This is a genomic window from Streptomyces composti, from assembly GCF_012034205.1.
Classification (GTDB): domain Bacteria; phylum Actinomycetota; class Actinomycetes; order Streptomycetales; family Streptomycetaceae; genus Streptomyces; species Streptomyces composti.
In genome coordinates this window covers 36255-56237 of the sequence record NZ_JAATEM010000020.1, presented here as the reverse complement: position 1 = coordinate 56237, position 19983 = coordinate 36255, and the positions used below count along the sequence as shown (strand labels likewise).

Annotated in this window: 16 protein-coding genes and 2 pseudogenes; 8 read left to right on the top strand and 10 right to left on the bottom strand. The window is 74.3% G+C overall.

What is annotated here, in order from left to right; all coding sequences use genetic code 11:
• Positions 1-108 precede the first annotated feature (108 nt).
• Both HCJ93_RS17655 and HCJ93_RS17650 read right to left on the bottom strand, forming a co-directional pair.
• Positions 109-1632: a DEAD/DEAH box helicase gene (locus HCJ93_RS17655; RefSeq protein WP_167996685.1), complete on the bottom strand. Its 1524-nt coding sequence runs from the start codon at positions 1630-1632 to the stop codon at positions 109-111.
• A 177-nt stretch (positions 1633-1809) separates the two neighbouring features.
• Complete coding sequence (locus HCJ93_RS17650) at positions 1810-2013, bottom strand: cold-shock protein (protein ID WP_167996684.1); 204 nt, start codon at positions 2011-2013, stop codon at positions 1810-1812.
• A 452-nt stretch (positions 2014-2465) separates the two neighbouring features.
• Between HCJ93_RS17650 and HCJ93_RS17645 the strand changes: the two genes are divergently transcribed.
• Together HCJ93_RS17645 and HCJ93_RS17640 are read left to right on the top strand one after the other, a co-directional pair.
• Positions 2466-2828 (top strand): MerR family transcriptional regulator, encoded by a 363-nt coding sequence (locus tag HCJ93_RS17645; RefSeq protein ID WP_167996683.1) that lies wholly within the window; start codon positions 2466-2468, stop codon positions 2826-2828.
• 196 nt (positions 2829-3024) lie between these two features.
• The gene (locus HCJ93_RS17640; RefSeq protein WP_167996682.1) at positions 3025-3228 is read left to right on the top strand and encodes a cold-shock protein; all 204 of its coding nucleotides are present in this window, start codon (positions 3025-3027) and stop codon (positions 3226-3228) included.
• Between the two features lie 110 nt (positions 3229-3338).
• On the opposite strand, the gene HCJ93_RS17635 is transcribed toward HCJ93_RS17640, so the two are convergent.
• Both HCJ93_RS17635 and HCJ93_RS17630 read right to left on the bottom strand, forming a co-directional pair.
• Positions 3339-3929, bottom strand: a complete 591-nt coding sequence (locus HCJ93_RS17635) for a sugar O-acetyltransferase (protein ID WP_167996681.1) — start codon at positions 3927-3929, stop codon at positions 3339-3341.
• A 67-nt stretch (positions 3930-3996) separates the two neighbouring features.
• Positions 3997-5418, bottom strand: coding sequence for a Gfo/Idh/MocA family protein (locus tag HCJ93_RS17630; RefSeq protein WP_167996680.1), 1422 nt, complete (start codon positions 5416-5418; stop codon positions 3997-3999).
• A 272-nt stretch (positions 5419-5690) separates the two neighbouring features.
• Here HCJ93_RS17630 and HCJ93_RS17625 point away from each other — a divergent pair.
• The 4 genes and pseudogenes from HCJ93_RS17625 to HCJ93_RS17610 all read left to right on the top strand — a co-directional run bounded on the left by HCJ93_RS17625 (position 5691) and on the right by HCJ93_RS17610 (position 10079).
• Positions 5691-6382: pseudogene (locus tag HCJ93_RS17625) on the top strand (SOS response-associated peptidase).
• A 122-nt stretch (positions 6383-6504) separates the two neighbouring features.
• Complete coding sequence (locus HCJ93_RS17620; RefSeq protein WP_309141431.1) at positions 6505-7740, top strand: FAD-dependent oxidoreductase; 1236 nt, start codon at positions 6505-6507, stop codon at positions 7738-7740.
• A pseudogene (locus tag HCJ93_RS29545) lies at positions 7737-8375 on the top strand (class I SAM-dependent methyltransferase); the annotation flags it as partial. The gene HCJ93_RS17620 and the pseudogene HCJ93_RS29545, both read left to right, overlap by 4 nt.
• A gap of 123 nt (positions 8376-8498) precedes the next feature.
• Positions 8499-10079 carry an FAD-dependent oxidoreductase gene (locus HCJ93_RS17610; protein WP_167996749.1) on the top strand — a complete coding sequence of 527 codons (1581 nt, stop codon included), beginning with the start codon at positions 8499-8501 and terminating at the stop codon, positions 10077-10079.
• Between the two features lie 54 nt (positions 10080-10133).
• Here the strand turns inward: HCJ93_RS17610 and HCJ93_RS17605 are convergent, their stop codons facing one another.
• The 6 genes from HCJ93_RS17605 to HCJ93_RS17580 all read right to left on the bottom strand — a co-directional run bounded on the left by HCJ93_RS17605 (position 10134) and on the right by HCJ93_RS17580 (position 18192).
• On the bottom strand, positions 10134-11174 hold the full coding sequence (locus HCJ93_RS17605; protein ID WP_373563589.1) for a DUF5914 domain-containing protein: 1041 nt from the start codon (positions 11172-11174) through the stop codon (positions 10134-10136).
• Positions 11175-11178: 4 nt separating this feature from the next.
• A complete protein-coding gene (locus tag HCJ93_RS17600) occupies positions 11179-12195 on the bottom strand; it encodes a phytoene/squalene synthase family protein (RefSeq protein ID WP_167996678.1) in 1017 nt (338 codons plus the stop codon).
• Positions 12182-13822, bottom strand: coding sequence for a phytoene desaturase family protein (crtI, locus tag HCJ93_RS17595; RefSeq protein WP_167996677.1), 1641 nt, complete (start codon positions 13820-13822; stop codon positions 12182-12184). The genes HCJ93_RS17600 and crtI overlap by 14 nt, the downstream gene beginning before the upstream one ends.
• Positions 13819-14991: a polyprenyl synthetase family protein gene (locus tag HCJ93_RS17590; protein ID WP_167996676.1), complete on the bottom strand. Its 1173-nt coding sequence runs from the start codon at positions 14989-14991 to the stop codon at positions 13819-13821. The genes crtI and HCJ93_RS17590 overlap by 4 nt, the downstream gene beginning before the upstream one ends.
• Before the next feature lie 198 nt (positions 14992-15189).
• A complete protein-coding gene (locus HCJ93_RS17585) occupies positions 15190-16563 on the bottom strand; it encodes a cryptochrome/photolyase family protein (protein WP_167996675.1) in 1374 nt (457 codons plus the stop codon).
• A 75-nt stretch (positions 16564-16638) separates the two neighbouring features.
• Positions 16639-18192, bottom strand: a complete 1554-nt coding sequence (locus tag HCJ93_RS17580; RefSeq protein ID WP_167996674.1) for an SDR family oxidoreductase — start codon at positions 18190-18192, stop codon at positions 16639-16641.
• Between the two features lie 365 nt (positions 18193-18557).
• On the opposite strand from HCJ93_RS17580, the gene HCJ93_RS17575 reads away from it, so the two are divergent.
• Positions 18558-19103, top strand: a complete 546-nt coding sequence (locus HCJ93_RS17575; protein WP_167996673.1) for a DUF2243 domain-containing protein — start codon at positions 18558-18560, stop codon at positions 19101-19103.
• The gene (locus HCJ93_RS17570; RefSeq protein WP_167996672.1) at positions 19100-19927 is read left to right on the top strand and encodes a cytochrome c oxidase assembly protein; all 828 of its coding nucleotides are present in this window, start codon (positions 19100-19102) and stop codon (positions 19925-19927) included. Before HCJ93_RS17575 ends, HCJ93_RS17570 begins: the two co-directional genes overlap by 4 nt.
• Positions 19928-19983: the final 56 nt, after the last annotated feature.

The window sequence follows — 19983 nt, the reverse complement described above, 5'->3', positions numbered from 1 at the left end:
TATACGTTGAGAGTGGCAAGGAGGGACTCCTTGCCTTTCGTGTTTCCGCACCCGCTGCGAGGCTCTGTGAGTGTGCCGTGGGCCGTGTGCCGGGCGCCTCGCGGGCGGTTACGCGTCCCCGGAGCGGGAACCGGCGCGCGAGCGGGCCGCACGCCGGGCCGCCGCACCCGCGGGCCCGCCCTGAGCGGTCCGGCGGCGACGCCCACGCGAGGACTGCTGCGATGCCTGCGAAGACGCGGCCGGCGCGGCCGGCACAGTGATCACCACGGGCACCCCGGACGGCTGCCGGGCACCGGTGATGCGGCTGAGCTCCGCCTCGCCCGAACGCACCGAGGTGGTCCGCGCGGTGACACCCGCCATGGCCATCAGACGGCTCATGTCGCGCTGCTGATCCGGTGTCACCAGAGTGACCACGCTGCCGGACTCGCCGGCACGAGCGGTGCGGCCGCCCCGGTGCAGATAGTCCTTGGGGTCGGTGGGCGGATCGACGTTGACCACCAGGTCCAGGTTGTCGATGTGGATGCCGCGGGCCGCCACATCGGTGGCCACCAGCACGGTGACCTGTCCGCTCTTGAACTGGGTGAGCGTGCGGGTGCGCTGGGGCTGGGACTTGCCGCCGTGCAGGGCCGCGGCGCGCACTCCGCTGCTCAGCAGGTGCTTGGTCAGCCGGTCGGCCGCCCGCTTGGTGTCCAGGAACATGATGACCCGGCCGTCCCGCGCCGCGATCTCGGTGGTGGTGCGCCGCTTGTCGGTGTCCTGCACGTGCAGCACGTGGTGCTCCATCGTGGTGACCGCGCCCGCGGACGGGTCCACCGAGTGCACCACGGGGTCGTGCAGGTAGCGGCGGACCAGCCGGTCGACGTTGCGGTCGAGGGTCGCCGAGAACAGCATGCGCTGCCCGCCGGGCCGAACCTGGTCGAGAAGCGCGGTGACCTGCGGCATGAAGCCCATGTCGGTCATCTGGTCGGCCTCGTCGAGCACGGTGACGGCGACCTCGTCCAGCCGGCAGTCGCCCCGGTCGATCAGATCCTTCAGCCGTCCCGGCGTGGCCACCACGACCTCGGCCCCGGCGCGCAGCGCGTCGGCCTGCCTGCCGATCGACATGCCGCCGACCACGGTCGTCATCCGCAGGCGCGTGGCGCGGGCGTAGGGCGTGAGGGATTCGGTGACCTGCTGGGCCAGCTCACGGGTGGGTACCAGGACCAGTGCCAGGGGCTGCCGGGCCTCGGCGCGACGGCCCGCGGTGCGGGCCAGCAGCGCCAGGCCGAAGGCGAGCGTCTTGCCCGAGCCGGTGCGGCCCCGTCCGAGGACGTCACGACCGGCCAGCGAGTTGGGCAGGGTCGCGGCCTGGATCGGGAACGGGACGGTCACGCCCTCGTGGCCCAGGGCGTCGAGCAACGGGGCGGGCAGGTCGAGTGCCGCGAACGACTCGACGGCGGGCAGGGCCGGTGTCTTGGTGACCGGCTGGGCGAACTCCGCCTGCGGTGCGGTGCGCTGACGTCCGACGCCGCCTGCGCGGCGTGGCGCGCCGGACCGGCCGGTGCGGCCGGATGCGCTGCTGCCGGCCGCGGTGCGGCGGCCTGCGAAGCCCCCGGAGGGGGCGGATGTGCGGGATGTGCGTGCTCGGCTCATGCGAGACCTTCAGACTTCCTCGATGCGGCACGTATCAAGGAAGTCGCGCGTGAGGCCGCGCGGAGACTCGCGAGAACGAACCGGGGTGAAGGGCGCCCTCGGGGCGCCCGAAAAGGGATCGAGCCGGGGTCCGCACCCGAAGGTGCGGCCCGGCTGCGATGTGCGTGTGCGGGTGGATCAGGCGGGAACGATGTTCTCGGCCGCGGGACCCTTCTGGCCCTGCGCGATGTCGAAGCTCACCTTCTGGCCCTCGTGAAGCTCACGGAAGCCCTGCGCGGCGATGGCCGAGTAGTGGGCGAAGACGTCGGCGCCGCCGCCGTCCTGCTCGATGAAACCGAAGCCCTTTTCCGCGTTGAACCACTTGACGGTACCGGTTGCCATTTTTTCTCCTTCGGAACGGTGTCGGGACTCCTCTGAGTACGGAACCCCGGTCGCCGTGATGATCACCCGTCGGAAAACGTTTCCGGCAACCACTACTGCAACTGATCCCGACACTATCACGCGGTAATCGATGTGGCACGGTCGGCAATGTCACTGCCGACCGGCGCAGATCGAGGACGCCGCGCGGGAATATTCCGGAGTCCGGCCGGAAATTCCGCCGCCAGGCGGCCGGATATTTCCGGTCCGGTCCTCGCCGGGGGTTCGGAGGTCCGCCGGGCGCGCAGGCGCGTACGGACCGATCACCGGGCAGGTCGCCGGGCCGGAGCGGGCGGTCGCGCCCCGGTCCCGCCCGCCCCGGCAGAAAAGCTGCAGCCGCGACTAGAGTTGTCGTGCGGGAGGGAACCGCCCTCCCGCGGCGGGCCACAGACCCCGTGGCCCGCGGAAAGGCGCGCATGCCCTCGGAGCACAGGCCGGACACCGACGCCCGGCCGCCGGCCGGCGACCGGCTCGACGACGACCACTACCCGGCGTACACGATGGGCAGGGCCGCCGAACTGATCGGTGCCACGCCCGCCTTCCTGCGCGCCCTCGGCGAGACGGGTCTGATCACTCCCAGCAGGTCGGGAGGCGGTCACCGCCGCTATTCGCGTCACCAGCTGCGCATCGCGGCACGGGTCCGCGAACTCGTCGACCAGGGCACGCCGATCGAGGCCGCCGGCCGCATCGTCGACCTCGAGGACCAGCTGGAGGCTGCCCGCCGGGCGCAGGGGCGGCCGCGGGACGCGGCGGACAGCCGCGACGGAACGCGCGAGTGAGAAATCTGTACTCGCCGGACCAGAAATGTGCCGCCGCCGCCGCGGAAAACGGCGGCACGGAAATTCGTGCTAGGCTCGACCCCGTTGCAGTTGTGGTTGCCCTTTGCGTCAGCGGTTTCATCCCGGGCAGGTAATCATCGACAGCGATGTGAGGGCCCGCACGGTGTGGGCCTGAAACTGTCTAGGAGTATGAATTATGGCCACCGGTACTGTGAAGTGGTTCAACGCGGAAAAGGGCTTCGGCTTCATCGCGCAGGACGGCGGCGGCGCCGACGTCTTCGCCCACTACTCGAACATCGCCACCCAGGGCTTCCGTGAGCTGCACGAGGGCCAGAAGGTGAGCTTCGACGTCACCCAGGGCCAGAAGGGCCCCCAGGCGGAGAACATCGTTCCCGCCTGACACACGTCGCGCTCCCGCACGGAGCACTCAGGAGGCCCGCACCCGCGACCGGGGTGCGGGCCTCCTGCCGTTCACGGCCCCGCCGGTGAAGCGGCGAAACGCTCCCTCCCTCAAAGGGTGCGGACCGGGCGTGCGGGGTTGCCGACCGCGACCACGCCCGAGGGAACGTCCTTGGTCACCACCGCACCGGCTCCGATGACGGAGTCCTCGCCGATGGTCACACCGGGCAGGACGATGGCCCCGCCGCCCAGCCAGACGTTGTCGCCGATGGTGATGGGCCGGGCGGCCTCCAGCTTGTCCCGCCGGGGCCGGGGCTCCAGCGGATGCGTCGGGGTGAGCAACTGCACGCCCGGCCCGATCTGGCAGTCCTCGCCGATGGTGATGGCCGCGACGTCGAGCGCGGTCAGGTTGTAGTTGACGAAGGTGCGCGCCCCGATGGTGATGTTGCTGCCGTAGTCGACATGCAGCGGGGGCCGCACATGCGCCTGATCACCCAGCCGGCCGAGCAGCTCCGCGAGGATCGGGCGCGCCGCCTCCGCGTCCTCGGCGTAGGCGGCCTGGTAGCGGGCGGCCAGCCGGACGGCCCGCTGCTGTCTGCGGGCGATCTCAGGATCGTCGGCGATGTAGAGATCGCCCGCCAGCATGCGCTCGAGTTGTGTGCGCGGGTCGCCCGCGAAGTGGTCCGTGTCGTCCGTCGCCATGCCCGGCACGCTACCGACAAGCGCACCGGGAGGGCCTCGGCGGGCCCGGGGGGAGCGCTGGACGTCCTCAGCCGACGGGCGGCATCTCTGCGGGCTCCGAGTCGAGCCCCGGCCGGCGCTCGCGCCAGGCGCCGCGGGTGAAGTCCGGGATCGCGACCGGCCTGCCGCCCCCGGCCAGTGAGGCGGCGCTCAGCGGCACCGCCGAGCACCAGGCCGCCGAGTCGTACACATCGATGTCCGGTACGAGTCCCGCACGCATCAGCTGCACGGTGCGCCACTGCAGGATGTAGTCCATGCCGCCGTGGCCGCCGTTGTTCGCCGCGTCGTCCCCCACCTTCTGCCACAGCCAGTGGTCGAACTCCTTGCGGTAGCTCTCGAAGTCCCGCCAGGTGTGCCCGCTGTGATCCGGCTCGAGGTAGATCCGGGCACCCGTCGGCGCCGGGCCGGCGTAGTCCTCGACGATCCCCCGGCTCCCGGCGAGCGAGTTGATCCGGCTGTAGGGGCGCGGCGAACTCACATCGTGCTCCGCTCGGATGATCCGGCCCTGCGCCGTCTCGATCAGGCAGGTGATCAGATCGCCGTTGATGTACGTCTCCCTCCAGGACGGATGCCCCTTCGGAACGAAGCGTTCGCGGTAGTCGGCGAGGCCGCGCGGCTCGGTCGCGGTGGCTCGCAGGGTGACCATGCGGTCGCCCCGGTTGACGTCCATCGCCGCCGCGATGGGGGCCAGCCCGTGCATGGGGTAGAGGGACGCGGTACTGCGGGTGTGCCACAGCCGCCGCCAGGAGTCGGTGTAGTACGTGTCGGAGAACAGCAGTTCGCGCAGGTCGTGCAGATAGCCCCCGTGCCCGTTGGTGATCTCGCCGAAGAGACCGGCGTGCGCCATCCGCAGCATGGCCAGCTCGTTGCGCCCGTAGCTGCAGTTCTCCGCCAGCAGCAGATGCCTGCGGGTGCGCTCCGAGGTGTCCACCAGGTCCCACAGCTGGCGCAGCTCGGTGGCGATGGGCAGTTCCACCACCGCGTGCCGGCCGCTCAGCAGAGCCGCCCGGCCGTGCTCGTAGTGGAACTCCCACGGCGTGGCCACGTACACCAGGTCGATGTCGTCCCGCTGCAGCATGCGCGAGTACGAGTCGGCCGATCCGCCGTACTCGGCGGGGCGCGGCTCTCCCTTGCTCTCCAGCCGGTCGGCGGCGCGCGTCGCCCGGTCGGCGCGGATGTCGCAGACGGCGGTGACCGTGCAGCCCGGCACGGCCGCCCAGCCCGTCACCATGCCCGAGCCCCGGTTGCCCAGACCGATCATGGCGACCCGGACGGTCCGGTGGACGTCGAACGGCACGCCGATCATCGACTTCTGGCCCGGTCTGCGGCCCGGTGCCGCGCCGGTCGCGGCCGCGGCGGCCGGAGCGGCGGAGACACCGGCCGCGAGCGCGCCGGTGGCGACGGCGCCGCCCAGCAGAAGCCGGCGGGAGACAGCGGCGATCTCGGACATGACGGCAACACTCCTCGATGGGCGGCCTGCATCACTGTCGGTGGAAGACTCTGCGGGCTTGGTGATGTCATGTCAATATGTGCTCGATAGGAAGCCGTTTCGCGCACAACTGAGCAACCAGAGGAGGTGAGCGGGCGTCACTTCGGTTGCGGAGGACGGTCCGGGCACCGGCGCGGGTGTCCGAGGGCGACCCGCCGGAGCAACGGTGAACCGATCGCCTGACACGGCCGCCGTGCCGCGGCGACGGGCCGCGCCGGTGGCACAGTGACCGTATGTGCGGCCGATACGTAGCCACCCGCAGCCCCGAGGACCTCGTCCAGCTGTTCCAGGTCACCGACTGGCGCGCCGAGGAGAGACTCGAGCCGAGCTGGAACGTCGCCCCGACCGACCAGGTCTACGGTGTGCTCGAACGCCGCCCCCGGCACGACGACGACGGCGAGGTGCGCAGGCAGCTGCGCGCCCTGCGCTGGGGACTGGTCCCGTCCTGGGCCGACGACCTGAAGATCGGCGCCCGCCTGATCAACGCCCGGGTGGAGACCGTGCACGAGAAGCCCGCCTTCCGCCGGGCCTTCGTCAAGCGCCGCTGCCTGCTGCCGGCCGACGGCTTCTACGAGTGGCGCCGCATCGACGACCCGGCCACCGGCGGGAAGCGCAAACAGCCCTACTTCATCCACGCCGAGGACGACGAGGTGATGGCGCTCGCCGGTCTGTACGAGTACTGGCGCAACCCGGACGTGGAACGCGACGACGACCCCGCCGCATCCATCCGCGCATGCCGCTCGCCCTCACCCCCGACCACTACGACGCCTGGCTCGACCCCGCCCACCAGGACCCCGACCGGCTGCGCGAGCTGCTGACCACACCCGCCGGCGGCCACCTGCACGCCCGCCCCGTCTCCCCGGCCGTCAACAACGTGCGCAACAACGGGCCCGAACTGCTCGAGGAGGTGCCGGAGCAGCCATGAACCGGAGAGGGGAGAGACGGAGCCGGCGGACCGGAACCGCCGGCGGCCGCATCCGGGGGCCGGACGGGGGCACAAGAGCCGACACGACGAACGACCAGGACCGATCCACGCCGGGGGCACAGGTGCGAGGCGGACAGGACCACGACGGCACACGCCCGCTGGACGTGATCGTCGTGGGCGGCGGTGCGGCCGGGCTGAGCCTCGCCCACCGACTGGCCCGCCGCGGCGACCTCACCGTCACCGTCGTCGAGCCGCCCGACGGACCGCTCCGGCCACCCGAACGCACCTGGTGCTACTGGGCGGCGGGACCCGACGACTTCGCCGGGGCCCTCGAAGCCACCTGGTCCCGCCTACGGATCCACGGCCGCGACGGCACCGGCATCACCGTCGACCCGGCCCCGCTGCAGTACCGCATGCTGCGCTCCGCGCCGTTCGAGCGGCTGGTGCACTCCGCCCTCGGCCGCAACCCCCGCACCACGCTGCTCCGGGCCACCGCCGAGACCGTGCGCGAGGTACCCGGCGGCGCGGAGGTCCGCTGCACGGCACCCGGCGGCGGAACCCGGATCCTGCGCGCCGCGAGGGTCTTCGACTCCCGCCCGCCGCGCGTCCTCCCGCCGGCCAGGACCCTGCTGCTGCAGCACTTCCGCGGCTGGTTCGTGCGCACCGCGGCGGACCGCTTCGACCCGGCGGTCGCCGACCTGATGGACTTCCGGGTGCCGCAGCCCCGCCACGGCCTCGCCTTCGGCTACGTCCTCCCGCTCGCCGCCGACCACGCCCTCGTCGAGTACACCGAGTTCTCCCGCACACCGCTGAGCCGGCCCGAGTACGAGGCGGCCCTGGAGCACTACTGCCGCAGCGTCCTGCGCCTCGGCCTGTACACCGTGGAGGCCGCCGAGCAGGGCGTCATCCCCATGACCGACGCCCGCTTCCCCCGCCGCGCCGGAAGAGCCGTGTTCCGCATCGGCACCGCGGGCGGTGCCACCCGCCCCTCGACCGGCTACACCTTCGCCGCCGTGCAGCGGCAGAGCCGTGCCATCGCCGCCGCGCTGGCCGAGGGCCGCGACCGGGTGCCGCCCCCGCACGGCCGCCGGGCGCTGGCCATGGACGCGGTACTGCTGCGCGCCCTGGACACCGGACGGATCGACGGGCCCGACTTCTTCACCCGGCTCTTCGGCCGCACACCCGCCGAGCGCCTGCTGCGTTTCCTCGACGGCGCCACCACGCCACGGGAGGATCTCGGCATCGGACTGCACACCCCCGTCGGTCCGATGCTGCGGACCGCGCTCGAACTCCCCTTCCTGCCCCGCCGCTCCCGGCCCGCGCCGAGCGTCACCCCCCGAGACGAAGAGAGCCGATGATGACCCTGCTGCGCGACCACGACCTGGCCCGCGCCTTCGACCACGCCTCGCGGACCTACGACCGCCTCACCGCACTCAACCCCGGCTACCGCTCCGAGCTGCTGCGCTCGGCACGGCGGCTGCGGCTGCCGGACGACGGCGCCGGACTGCGTGTGGCCGACCTCGGCTGCGGCACCGGCGCCTCCACCCGAGCCCTGCTGCGGGCCGCGCCCCGCGCGCACATCACCGCCGTGGACGCCTCCTCCGGCATGCTGCACCGCGCCCTGGACAAACCCTGGCCCCCGCAGGTGCGCTTCCTGCACATGACCGCCGAGGAGTTCGCGGCCGGCGACGAAGGCCCCTTCGACGCGGTGTTCGCCGCCTACCTCTTCCGCAACGTCACCGGACCCGACCAGCTCCTCACCGCCGTGCGGACCCTGCTGCGACCGGGCGGACGGCTCGCCGTCCACGAGTACAGCCTCAGCGGCTCGCCCGTGCACCGGGCGCTGTGGAACACCCTGTGCCGGGGAGTGATCATCCCGGCGGGCACGCTCGGCGGGGACCGGGCGCTCTACCGGCATCTGCGGGCCAGCGTCCTCCGTTTCGACACCGCCCCCGCCTTCACCGACCGGCTGCGCCGCGCGGGCTTCACCGGCGTGCGCGTCGCCCCCGTGGCCGGGTGGCAGACGGGCATCGTGCACACCTTCCTGGCCCGTAACGGTTCCGCGGCGACGGGGGCGGCGGCCACGGCCACCGCGCGCGACCACCGGGGAGGCGCGATGAGCGCCCCTGAGCGCGGCCCTCGGCGGGGGTCCGCCCCGCGCGCCGCCCGGCGCGGCCGCGACCGGCGGGCGGAGATCGTGATGCCCGCCCCCGGCAGGGACCGGTTCGAGCCCGCCGACGCCCCGCACATCGCGGTGGCCGGCGCCGGGATCGCCGGGATCGCCGCCGCCACTCTGCTGGCCGAACGCGGCGCCCGGGTGACCCTCTACGAGCGCGGACCCGCGCTCGGCGGACGGCTCACCGGAGCACCCACCCGGCTGGCCGACGGCTCCACGGCGACCATGACCCGCGGGTTCCACGCCTTCTTCCGCCAGTACTACAACCTGCGGGGCCTGCTGCGGCGCACCGACCCCGCTCTGACGCGGCTCACCGCGCTCCCCGACTACCCGCTCCGTCACAGCGCGGGCCTCGCCGACAGCTTCGCCCGCGTCCCGCGCACCCCGCCGCTCAGCGCGCTCGGCTTCGTCGCACTGAGCCCCACCTTCGGCTGGCGCGACCTCGCCGCCCTGGATGCCCGCGCGGCGCTGCCCCTCCTCGACGTGCGCGTGCCCGAGGTCTACGACCGCTACGACTCCCTCAGCGCCGCGGCGTTCCTGGAGAGCGTCCGCTTCCCCGAGGCCGCCCACCACCTCGCCTTCGAGGTGTTCTCCCGCAGCTTCTTCGCCGACCCGCGGGAGCTGTCCGCCGCCGAACTGCTGCTGATGTTCCACATCTACTTCCTCGGCTCCGCCGAGGGGCTGCTCTTCGACGTGCCCGGCGAACCCTTCCCGCAAGCCCTCTGGGAGCCGCTCGGCACCTACCTCGAGCGTCTCGGAGCGACGCTGCGCACCGGCACACCCGTGCACGCCGTACGGCCTCTCGACGGCGGGGGAGTGGAGCTGCGCACCGGCACCGGCGCCCACCGCCACGACGCCGCGGTCCTCGCACTCGACCCCGAAGGACTGCGCCGGCTCGTCGCCGGCTCTCCGCAGCTCGGAACCCCGTCCTGGCGGGACGACATCGCCGCGCTGCGCACCGCCCCGCCGTTCCTGGTCTCCCGGCTCTGGCTCGACCGCCCGGTGCGCCCGGACCGGCCCGGCTTCCTCGGCACCAGCGGCTACGACGGCCTGGACAACATCAGCGTCCTGGAACGCTACGAGGGCGAGGCCGCCCGCTGGGCCGCCCGCACCGGGGGCTCGGTCGTCGAACTGCACGCCTACGCGGTGCCCGACGGCACCGAACGGGAGAAGACGCAGCGGCTGCTGCTCGAGCAGCTGCACCGGGTGTACCCCGAGACCCGCCGGGCGCGGATCGTCGACGCCCGCCACGAGTGGCACGACGACTGCCCGCTGTTCGAAGCCGGCACCTACCGGCGGCGCCCGGCCGTGCGGACACCCGACCCCCGGATCACCCTGGCCGGCGACGCGATCCGCTGCGACCTGCCCGTGGCGCTGATGGAGCGGGCGGCCACCACCGGCTTCCTCGCGGCGGGCGCGCTGCTCGCCCGGTGGAACGTCAAGGGCCAGGTCCTGTGGACGGTGCCCCGAGCGGGCCGCTCCCGGCTCCTGCGGGCCCTGAACGCCATGGCCGGCCGCTGATCCCTCCCGCGCTCGGCCGGGAAGGCGCCCCGCACCCGGGCGAGCGCCCCGCACTCACCCCGGAAAACGCCCCGTGCCGCGCAGCTCCCAGCGGCGCTCCGCGTAGGCGAGGTCGTCGCGCCACAGCCTGCCGGACGCACGACGGATCAGCGGGCGCAGCACGGGTGCGGCAGCGGCGGCCAGGGCGAAGCCCCGCCGGTCCGAGGCGGCGACGACCGCCTCCACCACGGCGGTCCGGGGCTGTGCGGCACCCTCGGGGGTCAGTGGCGTGGCGTGGGTCTCCACCACGGACCCGGCCCCCTCGCCCTCGGTGATCCGCATGACCACGGTGCGCGGCTCCGGCGCGGTGAACTCGGCCCGCACCGGCACCACCAGACGGCCCGCCACCCGGAACGACACCTCCACCACGAACCTGTCGTCCACCTCGCCGCCGGAGGCGGCCTCCGGCGCCCGCACCACCTGCAGATCGACGAACGAGTAGGGGTGGAACCAGGCGCCGTGCCACGGGTCCAGCCGGTTGGCGACCACGTCCTGCGGCTCGCACCGCCCCACCGCCGTGTGCACCGCGTCCACGATCCGGCCCGGCGCCGGCCGCACCGGCACCACCGGGCGCTCCAGCGGATCCTCCCCGCCGACCGCGTCCAGCCGCACCCACACCAGCACCCCGTCGTCATGGACCGGGAACGGCTCCCAGCCGGCGAACGGGGCACCGTCCAGGGCGAGTCCGTGCCAGCGGCAGACCAGCTCCCCGCACACCACCGCCCCGGACCGCAGCGGAGCGCCCAGATGCGGGCACGCTCCCGGGCCCGCGCGCAGCTCCCCGGTGTCCGAGCGCCACAGCACCACTTCCACGCCGCCCACCGTCCGCCCGCGCGGCGGGCCGCCCGTCCGCACCTCCCGCGAGGCGCCCACGACGAACCAGTTCCCGGACGGCCGGGCACCGGCACGCTTCAGCGCGTCGGCGATCAGGGCCGGACGCGCCGCACGCCAGGTCGGCTCCTGCCCCGCCCATCCCGGCCCCTTGCGTCTCCGGCGCAGCGGAGGCGTCCAACGGGCCCTGCCCGCCCGCTCCCTGCCCGTACGCTCGCCGTTCACCCGGTTACTCACGGCCCGCACTCCCTCCGCCGAACGCCTCCGCCTCTCGCCCGACCCCGGCCGAGGGACGCACCGGCGTCCCCGCCAGCCGCCCCCGGCACCGCGCTCCGAGCACCTGCGCGACCCCCGCCGCGGCCGTCGCCGCACGGCGTCCGCGGGAGACCACGGCACGGGAGTGCAGCACCCGGTAGTCGTGGCGGGCGATGGCGTCGAGGATGCCGCCGTAGAGGACGAACGCGGTGCGGATGCAGGGCCTGACCCTCGGGTCGAGCATCGCGATGCCCGGTTCCGCCTCCCGGTACACCCGCCGCGTCAGAGCCTCGGCGGCCATGAACGCCGCCCGGATGCGCGAGTCGTGACGCCCCGTGCGCCGGCTCCACTCCAGCAGCGGCCGGTCCACGCCGTGGGCGGCCAGCAGGTCCCCGGGCAGATAGACCCGGCCCCGGTCCAGGTCCTCGCCCACGTCCCGCAGGAAGTTGGTGAGCTGGAACGCCACTCCGAGCGCCGCCGCGTGCGGCGCGGCCTCCTCCCGGGGGACGACCGTGCCGAGCACCGGCAGCATCTGCAGGCCGATCACCGCCGCCGACCCGTGCATGTAGGCGCGCAGATCGGCGTAGGTCGGGTAGTCCGTGACGCTGAGGTCGCTGCGCATCGAGGCCAGGAAGTCGGCGAACAGCGTCGGGTCGATGGCGTACCGCTCGGCGGTGTCCGCCACCGCCCGCACCACGGGTTCGTCCCCGCCGCCGGCGCGCAGTCCGCGCGCCAGATCGCCCTCCAGGCGGCGCAGCATGCGGTCGCGCTCGGCGGGCGTCAGCCTCCGGTCCAGATCGTCGACGATGTCGTCCGCCCAGCGGGCGAAACCGTAGAGCGCGTGCACCGCGCTGCGGCGCTCCAGCGGCAGCAGGCGGGTGGCCAGGAAGTAGGTCCTGCCGTGCCGGGCGTTCAGGCTGCGGCAGCACCGGTAGTCGGCGCGCAGCCGGGGATCCGTGATGCCCGCGGCGTCCAGTTCACGCCTGCTCATCGCTGCCCTCCCGGGTGGAAACGGCGGCGGCCTCCCCGGCGCCGGGTACGGCGGACGGGCGGTACGGCGCGCTCCGGACGGGGACTTGACCGGGCCCCGGCGCCATCGCTGAGGCGCCCGTCCGAGCGGTTCCGCGCCGTGCCGGGACGCCGCCGGTGATCCGGGCGGCCGCCAGCTTGCCGCTGAGCAGCACCGTCGGCACCCCGACGCCCGGCGTCGTGCCGCACCCGGCGAGCACCACGTTCTCCACGCCCCGCACCAGGTTGCGCGGCCGGAACGGCCCGGTCTGAGCGAAGGTGTGGGAGACCGAGAAGGGGCTGCCGGCAGCGTGGCCCTGCGCCGTCCAGTCCCACGGGGTCACCAGCATCTCCCGTTCGACGGAGTCCGCGAACCCGTCGAGCCCCCGCCGCTCGAGCTCCCCGACCAGCCGGTCCCGGTAGCGGGGACCCAGATCCCGCCAGGCCGTTGCGGAGGGGCCCACCGTGGTGTTGGGGCAGGGCGCGAGGACGTAGTGCAGATGCCGGCCCGGCGGCGCCAGTGCGGGATCGTGCGTGGTGGGCCGGGTGATGAGCAGGGACGGATCGCTCATCGGCTCCCCTTTTCGGGTCAGTTCGTCGAAGGTGCTCTCCCAGGCCGCCCCGAACGACAGCGTGTGATGCGCCAGATGGGACCAGGTGCGGTCGGTCCCGGCGTGCAGGATCACCGCGGACGGCGAGTGCCGCAGCCGCACAGGACGCCGCGGCGCGCCGCCCAGCAGCCGGTGGGCGGCGGAGAGTTCGCAGGTCAGCACCACCGCGTCACAGGCGATGCGCTCACCGGATGCCAGCCGTACGGCCCGCACCCGTCCGGCCGAGCGCTCCAGCGACACCACCGCGTCCGACCAGCGGAAGGCACCACCGGCGTCCCCCGCCGCGTCCGCCATGGCCCGCGGCAGGGCGTGCATGCCGCCCTTGGGGAACCACACGCCCGCCACCGTGTCCATGTAGGCGATGACCGCGTACGCGGCGAGGGCACGGGCGGGGGCGACACCGGCGTACAGGGCCTGGAAGGAGAACACCCGGCGCAGCCGCGGGTCGGACAGGAACCGGCCGATCCGCCGGTCGAGGCGTCCGAAGCCGCCCAGCGCGGCCAGGCGTGCCAGGTCCGTGTGCAGCAGCTGCAGCGGCGAGTCGAAGTTGGTGTCGATGAAGTGCCGCAGCTGCGCCTGGTACAGCCGCCGCAGCCAGCGGCGCAGCCGGCGGTAGCCCGCCGCCTCCTCCGGACCGGCGAAGCGCCGCACCTCCTCCTCCATCGCCTCGCCGTCGGTGTGGACGTCGAGCCGGGACCCGTCGGCGAACTGCGCCCGGTACGCCGGGTGCAGCCCCAGCAGCTCGACCCGCCGGCCGAGGCTGTCGCCGACGGCGGCGAGGGCCTCGTCGGCGAACTCGGGCATCGTCAGCACCGTCGGACCGGTGTCCACCTGATAGCCGCCGAGCCGCACCCGGCCCGCACGGCCGCCCGGACCCGGATCGCGCTCGACCACCGTCACCCGGCGCCCGGAGCCCAGCAGATGCAGCGCACAGGCCAGCCCGGACAGCCCGGCGCCCACCACGACGACATGATCGGTGCGTCCGGGTACCGTCCTCATGCCTCCCCCTCGGCGCCCGTGAGGGGCACGCCCGAGGCGCGCCGGACCAGTGCCGCGAACTCCCGCCGCACGGCCTCGGGCGCGCCGGTACGGGCGAAGTGCTCCACACCGGCGGCCGCCAGCTCGGCGATCCTCGCCTCCATCACGGCACGGGCGCCGGTGCGTTCCAGCGCTGCCCGCATCCGCGCCACGTCGGCGTCCGGCCCGGGGCGCGGGCCGGGCGCGAGTACCTCGGCGGCCTCCGCGTCCCCGGACGCCTCCGCGAGCCGCAGGGCGACGGCCAGCAGGCAGGTGAGCTTGCGGCCGCGCAGATCGTCGTCGGCCGGCTTGCCGGTCACCGCCGGATCACCGAAGGCGCCGAGCAGATCGTCCCGGAACTGGAAGGCCAGGCCCGCGCAGCGCCCGGCCCGGCGCAGCGCCTCCAGGGTCTGCGGCTCGGCGGCGGTCAGCGCCGCGCCCAGCGCCAGCGGCCGTTCCACCGAGTACAGAGCGCTCTTCAGCGTGGCGATCGACACCGCCTCGTCCACACCGCCCTCACCGGTCGCCTGCGCGTGCAGGTCGCGGTACTGGCCGGCCACCATCTCGCCGCGCATGGCCCGCCATTCGCCGTGCAGCCGGGTTCCGTACGGCGACTGAAGCGCCGTCTCGGTGAGCAGATCGTCCGCCCAGGCCAGCGCCAGATCGCCGGCCAGCACCGCGGCGGCCGCGCCGAACGACTCCGGCGCGCCGGCCATCCGGGCGGCGCGGTGCATCCGGGCGAGGTCCACGTGCACCGCCGGGGCGCCCCGGCGCAGCGGCGAGCCGTCCATCACGTCGTCGTGCATGAGGGCGCAGGCCTGGAGCAGCTCCAGGGCCGCGCCGGTGCGCAGCACCGCCGTGGCGTCCCCGGCCCCGCCCGCCGCCCGCCAGCCGCACCAGACGAACGCGGTGCGCAGCCGCTTCCCGCCGCGCCGCACCAGCGCACCCACCCGCCCGGCCACGTCCCGGGCGAACACCGGGTCGAGGTCTTCGGCCTGCCGCATCGCCGCGTCGAGGACCTCGTCGAGGAGCGCCTCCACATGCCGCACCGCGTCCAGCGCCGAGCGCGGCCGGCCGTGATCGGTGCCCCCGGTGCGCGGCACGGTGGCGCGTCCGCCCGCGTCCGCCGTGGTCGTCCGCAGTTGCAGCATGGGCAAGCCCCTCTCGCTCCCGGTCACCTGCACCCCGTTGTTCTGTCGCAGAGCCGTTCCCGGATGCGCCGATTCCTGCCCGATGCGCCGGGGTCGCCCGACACACCTCACTCCACCGGCCCAACCCCGCTCCGGCGGCACCGGCCCGGGGGCCGCCACGGCAGGGCACGGCCACGCGAGCCGGAGGTCCGCTCGCGGTCAGTCCCGGTCGCGGGCCCGCCGGAACCGTGCCAGTCCCTCACCGAGGCCGATGAGCGGCGACGGGTACCCCAGGGCCGCCCGCTCACGCTCGGGGAGTTTCCACGGCTCGTGCACCAGCGGGCCCCGAACGGCCCGCAGCTCCGGTACCCAGCGGCGCACATACACGCCCTCCGGGTCGAAGCGCTTGCCCTGCACGACCGGATTGAGCACCCGGTGCGGCCGGGTGTCGGTGCCGGTCCCGGCGGCCCACTGCCAGTTGAGCTGGTTGTTGACGATGTCGCCGTCCACCAGCCAGTCCAGGAAGTGCCGGGCACCGATCCGCCAGTCCACGTACAGGGTCTTGGTGAGGAAACTCGCCGTCAGCAGCCGCGCCCGGTTGTGCATCCAGCCCTCCTCGCGCAGCTGCCGCATCGCCGCGTCGACCATCGGATAGCCGGTGCGCCCGGTACGCCAGGCCTCGATGTCCCGCGCCGCGTCCTCCTCGGTGCGCCAGTGGTCGCCCCGGCTGCGGTAGTCGCTCACCGAGGCATCCGGGCGCGCCGCCAGCACCTGGTGGTGGAAGTCCCGCCAGCACAGCTGCCGCACGAACGCCTCGGCCCCCGGACCGCCCGCGGAGCGGGCCCGCCGCACCAGTTCCACCGCGGACAGCGCGCCGAAGTGAAGATACGGGGAGAGGCGTGACGTGGCGTCACCGGCCAGGTCGTCCTGCCGGTCCGCGTAGGCGGACAGGCCGGACCGCGCCCAGCGCGCGAACCGGTCCCGGCCCGCCGACTCGCCCCCGGCCGGCAGACCGGGCGACACACCGGACACCCCGGCGCGGCCCGGCGGCTCCTCGCCCCGCACGGAACCGGGCACGCGCACGGCGCGCGGCGCCGGGCACACGTCCCGCAGCCGCTCCGCCGACCAGCGGCGCAGATACGGCGTGAAGACCGCGTAGTGGTCGCCGCTCGCCGGGGTCACCGCACCGGGCGGGACCGCGGTCACCACCGCGTCGTGCACCCGCAGCGCCACCCCGCGTTCCCCGAGCGCCTTGCGCAGCAGCTCCTCCCGCCGGTGCGCGAACCGGGTCACTCCGCCCGCCACATGCACCTCGGCCGCATCGCACTCGGCGACGACCGAGCAGACCTCCCGCACCACCGGGCCGCCGCGCACCACCAGCCGGCCGCCGCGTTCGCGCAGTCCGGCGTCCAGGTCGGTGAGGCAGTCGGCGAGGAACGCGGCCCGGTTCGGCACGTCGAAGCCCGCGGCGTGCACCGCGGGGTCGCGCACGAACAGCGGCACCACCTCGTCCGCGGCCGCCAGCGCGGCCCGCAGCGGAGGATGGTCGTGCAGACGCAGGTCGGAGGTGAACAGGACGACCGCGACGGTCATGGTGGGACTCCGGTCATGGTGCGACTTCCGATGGTGCGTGGGGGAGGGGAGCGGGCGGCCGTGAGCCGGGCGCCCCTATCGTCTGCTTCTCGTTCGGCGCGCCTGCCGGATGCGCCCGGGCTGCTCGCGGGCGGCCGTGCCCTTCGCCGCCGCCCGCGTGATGTTGCGGGCCATGCCGCCGAACACCACGGCGTGGAAGGGGGAGACGGCCCACCAGTAGGCGTGCCCCAGCAGCCCCCGCGGATGGAACAGAGCGCGCTGCCGGTAGCGGGTGCGGCCCTCCTCGTCCGTTTCGGCGTGCATCTCCAGCCAGGCCAGACCCGGCAGCCGCATCTCCGCGCGCAGCCGTAGCAGCCGGCCCGGCTCGATCTCCTCGACCCGCCAGAAGTCCAGCGCCTCGCCCGCCCGCAGATGCTGGGCGTCGCGCCGGCCACGGCGCAGCCCCACCCCGCCGGCGAACCGGTCCAGCCAGCCGCGCACCGCCCACGCCGGCGGGAACGAGTACCAGCCGTTGTCGCCGCCGATGCCCTCGATCACCCGCCACAGCGCCTGGCGCGGCGCGTCCACCGTCGCCTGCCGTTCGTCCTGGTAGAGGCTGCCGCCCGCCCAGTCCGGGTCCGTCGGCAGCGGATCGCTGGGCGCCCCCGGCACCGCGGCCGAGGACCAGCGGGTGGCGACCTCCGCCTGGCGCACCCGGCGCAGAGCCAGCGCCAGGGCCTCGTCGAACGGCAGCGGCCGGCCCGGCAGGTCGGGGACATGGCGGGCGATGTCGTGCTCGTGGCAGACCACCTCGTGCCGCAGCGACTCCGTCAGCGGCCGGGCCAGACCGGCCGGCACCGGGGTGACGAGCCCCACCCACAGACTGGACAGCTTCGGGGAGAGCACCGGCACGGGCACGATGATCCGCCGCCGCAGACCGGCGACCGCGGCGTAGCGCTGCATCATCTCCTGGTACGTCAGCACGTCGGGACCGCCGATGTCGAAGGCCCGGTTCACCTCGGCCGGCATGGCGGCCGAGCCGACCAGATACCGCAGCACGTCCCGCACCCCGATCGGCTGCACCCGGGTGCGCACCCAGCCGGGGGTCACCATCACCGGCAAGCGCTCGGTCAGATAGCGCAGCATCTCGAAGGAGGCCGAACCGGAGCCGATCACCACCGCCGCACGCAGCACGGTCGCCGGCACCGGCCCGTCCAGGAAGATCCGCCCGACCTCGGCCCGGGACCGCAGATGCGGCGACAGCTCCTCCTCCGGCACGCCCCGCGGGGTGAGCCCGCCGAGGTACACGATCCGGCGGACGCCGGCCGCCTGCGCCTGCCCGGCGAAGATCCGCGCCGCCCGCCGGTCGGTGTCCTCGAAGGACGAGCCGCTGCCGAGCGCGTGCACCAGGTAGTAGGCGACGTCGACACCGAGCATGGCCTGCGCGACGTCCCCGGCGTCCGTCACGTCGCCGCGCACCGTCTCGACCTGGTCCGCCCAGGGATGATCGCGGAGTTTGCCGGGGGAGCGGGCCAGGCACCGCACCCGGTGACCGGCCTCCAGCAGTTCCGGCACCAGCCGTCCGCCGATGTACCCGGACGCGCCGGTCACCAGGCAGTGCAGTCCCTCCGGGTGAGGCTGTCCGTCCATGTCCACCTGTCTGCCTTCCGGATCGTCGCCGACGGCCCTGGTCCGCCTGCCGGACTGCGGCCGTGGGCCCCTGGTCCGATCATCTCCGCGGAGCCGCGACCCCGCCCGTCGGCGGCGCGGCCGGACCACACGGTGCGCCGGCCCACCGACGGGCCCTCATACGGGGCAGAACGGCCGAGAACGGGGCGGCGGCCGTCGCCGCGCCCTGATAGTCCGTAAGGGGCGGCGCCCGCAGCGGCACCGCGGCGAGACGCAGGCGAAGCCTGGAAGCGACCGGACGACATGAGCACCACCGCGGAGGGCACACGAGTCACCCGCACGGGCGGTCGTCGAACCGGCCGTGCCCGAGGGACGGAGACGCACCGATGGCACACACGGACACCTCTGGTGAGCACACCGGCGTGCTGCGGCTGCCGGGGATCGTGCTGGGCGTGGGCCTCGGCGGATTCGCCGACGGCATCCTGCTGCACCAGCTGCTGCAGTGGCACCACATGCTCACCAGCACCGACCAGGACCGCATCGCCGTGAAGTACTACGACCCCGACACCGTGCCCGGACTGCGGATGAACACCGTGTGGGACGGCGTCTTCCACACCGTGTGCTGGCTGGCGGTCCTCACCGGGCTCGCGATCCTGTACGCCCGGGTCACCCAGGACCGGCGCCGGGTGTGGACCTCCCGGGTGCTGTGGGGCTGGATGCTCGTCGGCTGGGGCCTGTTCAACCTCGTCGAGGGGGTCCTGGACCACCACGTCCTCGGCATCCACCACGTCTACGCCGGTGACGGACAGCTCTGGTGGGATCTCGCGTTCCTCCTCCTGGGCGTTCTGCTGGTGGCCGGCGGTCTGCTGCTGCGACGCGGCGGCCGCCCCCTCGCAGTCCCCGCCCGCGCACCGGGGCCCGGCACCCGATGAACCACCCCGCCCACCACCATGCGCCGGAATCCGGCATCGGGCCGCTCGAGACACTGCTGCCCGTGCCGGCCCTGCTGATCTGCGCCGCCGGCTACCTGCTGCTCGCCCGCACCGCCCGCCGCCGCAACCCGGTCCTCGGCTGGAGCACCCGGCGCACCGCCGCCTTCACCACCGGCCTGCTCCTGCTGGCCGCGGGCCTCCTGCCACCCCTCGCACCCTTCGCGGGCGCCGACTTCCGCGGCCACATGGTCCAGCACCTGCTCGTCGGCATGTACGCCCCGCTGCTGCTGGTCCTCGGCGCCCCGGTCACCCTCCTGCTGCGGACCCTGCCCGCCGCCTCGGCCCGCCGGCTCACCGCGGTGCTGCACAGCCGGCCCGCCCGCGTCCTGACCCACCCGGCCGTGGCCCTGCTGCTGTCCACCGGCAGCCTCGCCCTCCTCTACTTCACCCCGCTGCACGACGCCGCCGCGGCCCACCCCGCCGGGACCTGGCTGATCCTCCTCCACTTCCTGCTGTCCGGCTGCCTCTTCGCCCACGCCATCGCCGGCCCCGACCCGGCCCCCGCCCGGCCCGGCGTGCCCGCCCGCCTGGTCGTCCTCGGCCTCGCCATCGCCGGGCACGCCGTGATGTCGCAGCTGATGTACGGCGGCTACTGGGTCCAGGTGCACGCACCCGCCGCCGAGGTCAGGGGCGGCGCGGAGATCATGTATTACGGCGGGGACATCGCCGAACTGCTGCTCGCCGCGGCCCTGGTGGCCACGTGGCGCCCCGCCCGCCGCCCCCGCCCGGGTCTCCGGGCCGGCACCAGCCCCTCGTCCGCCTGATCCGGCGATTGCCGTGCCCGCGCTGGCGACGGCGCGGCACCGGGGTGACCATGGCG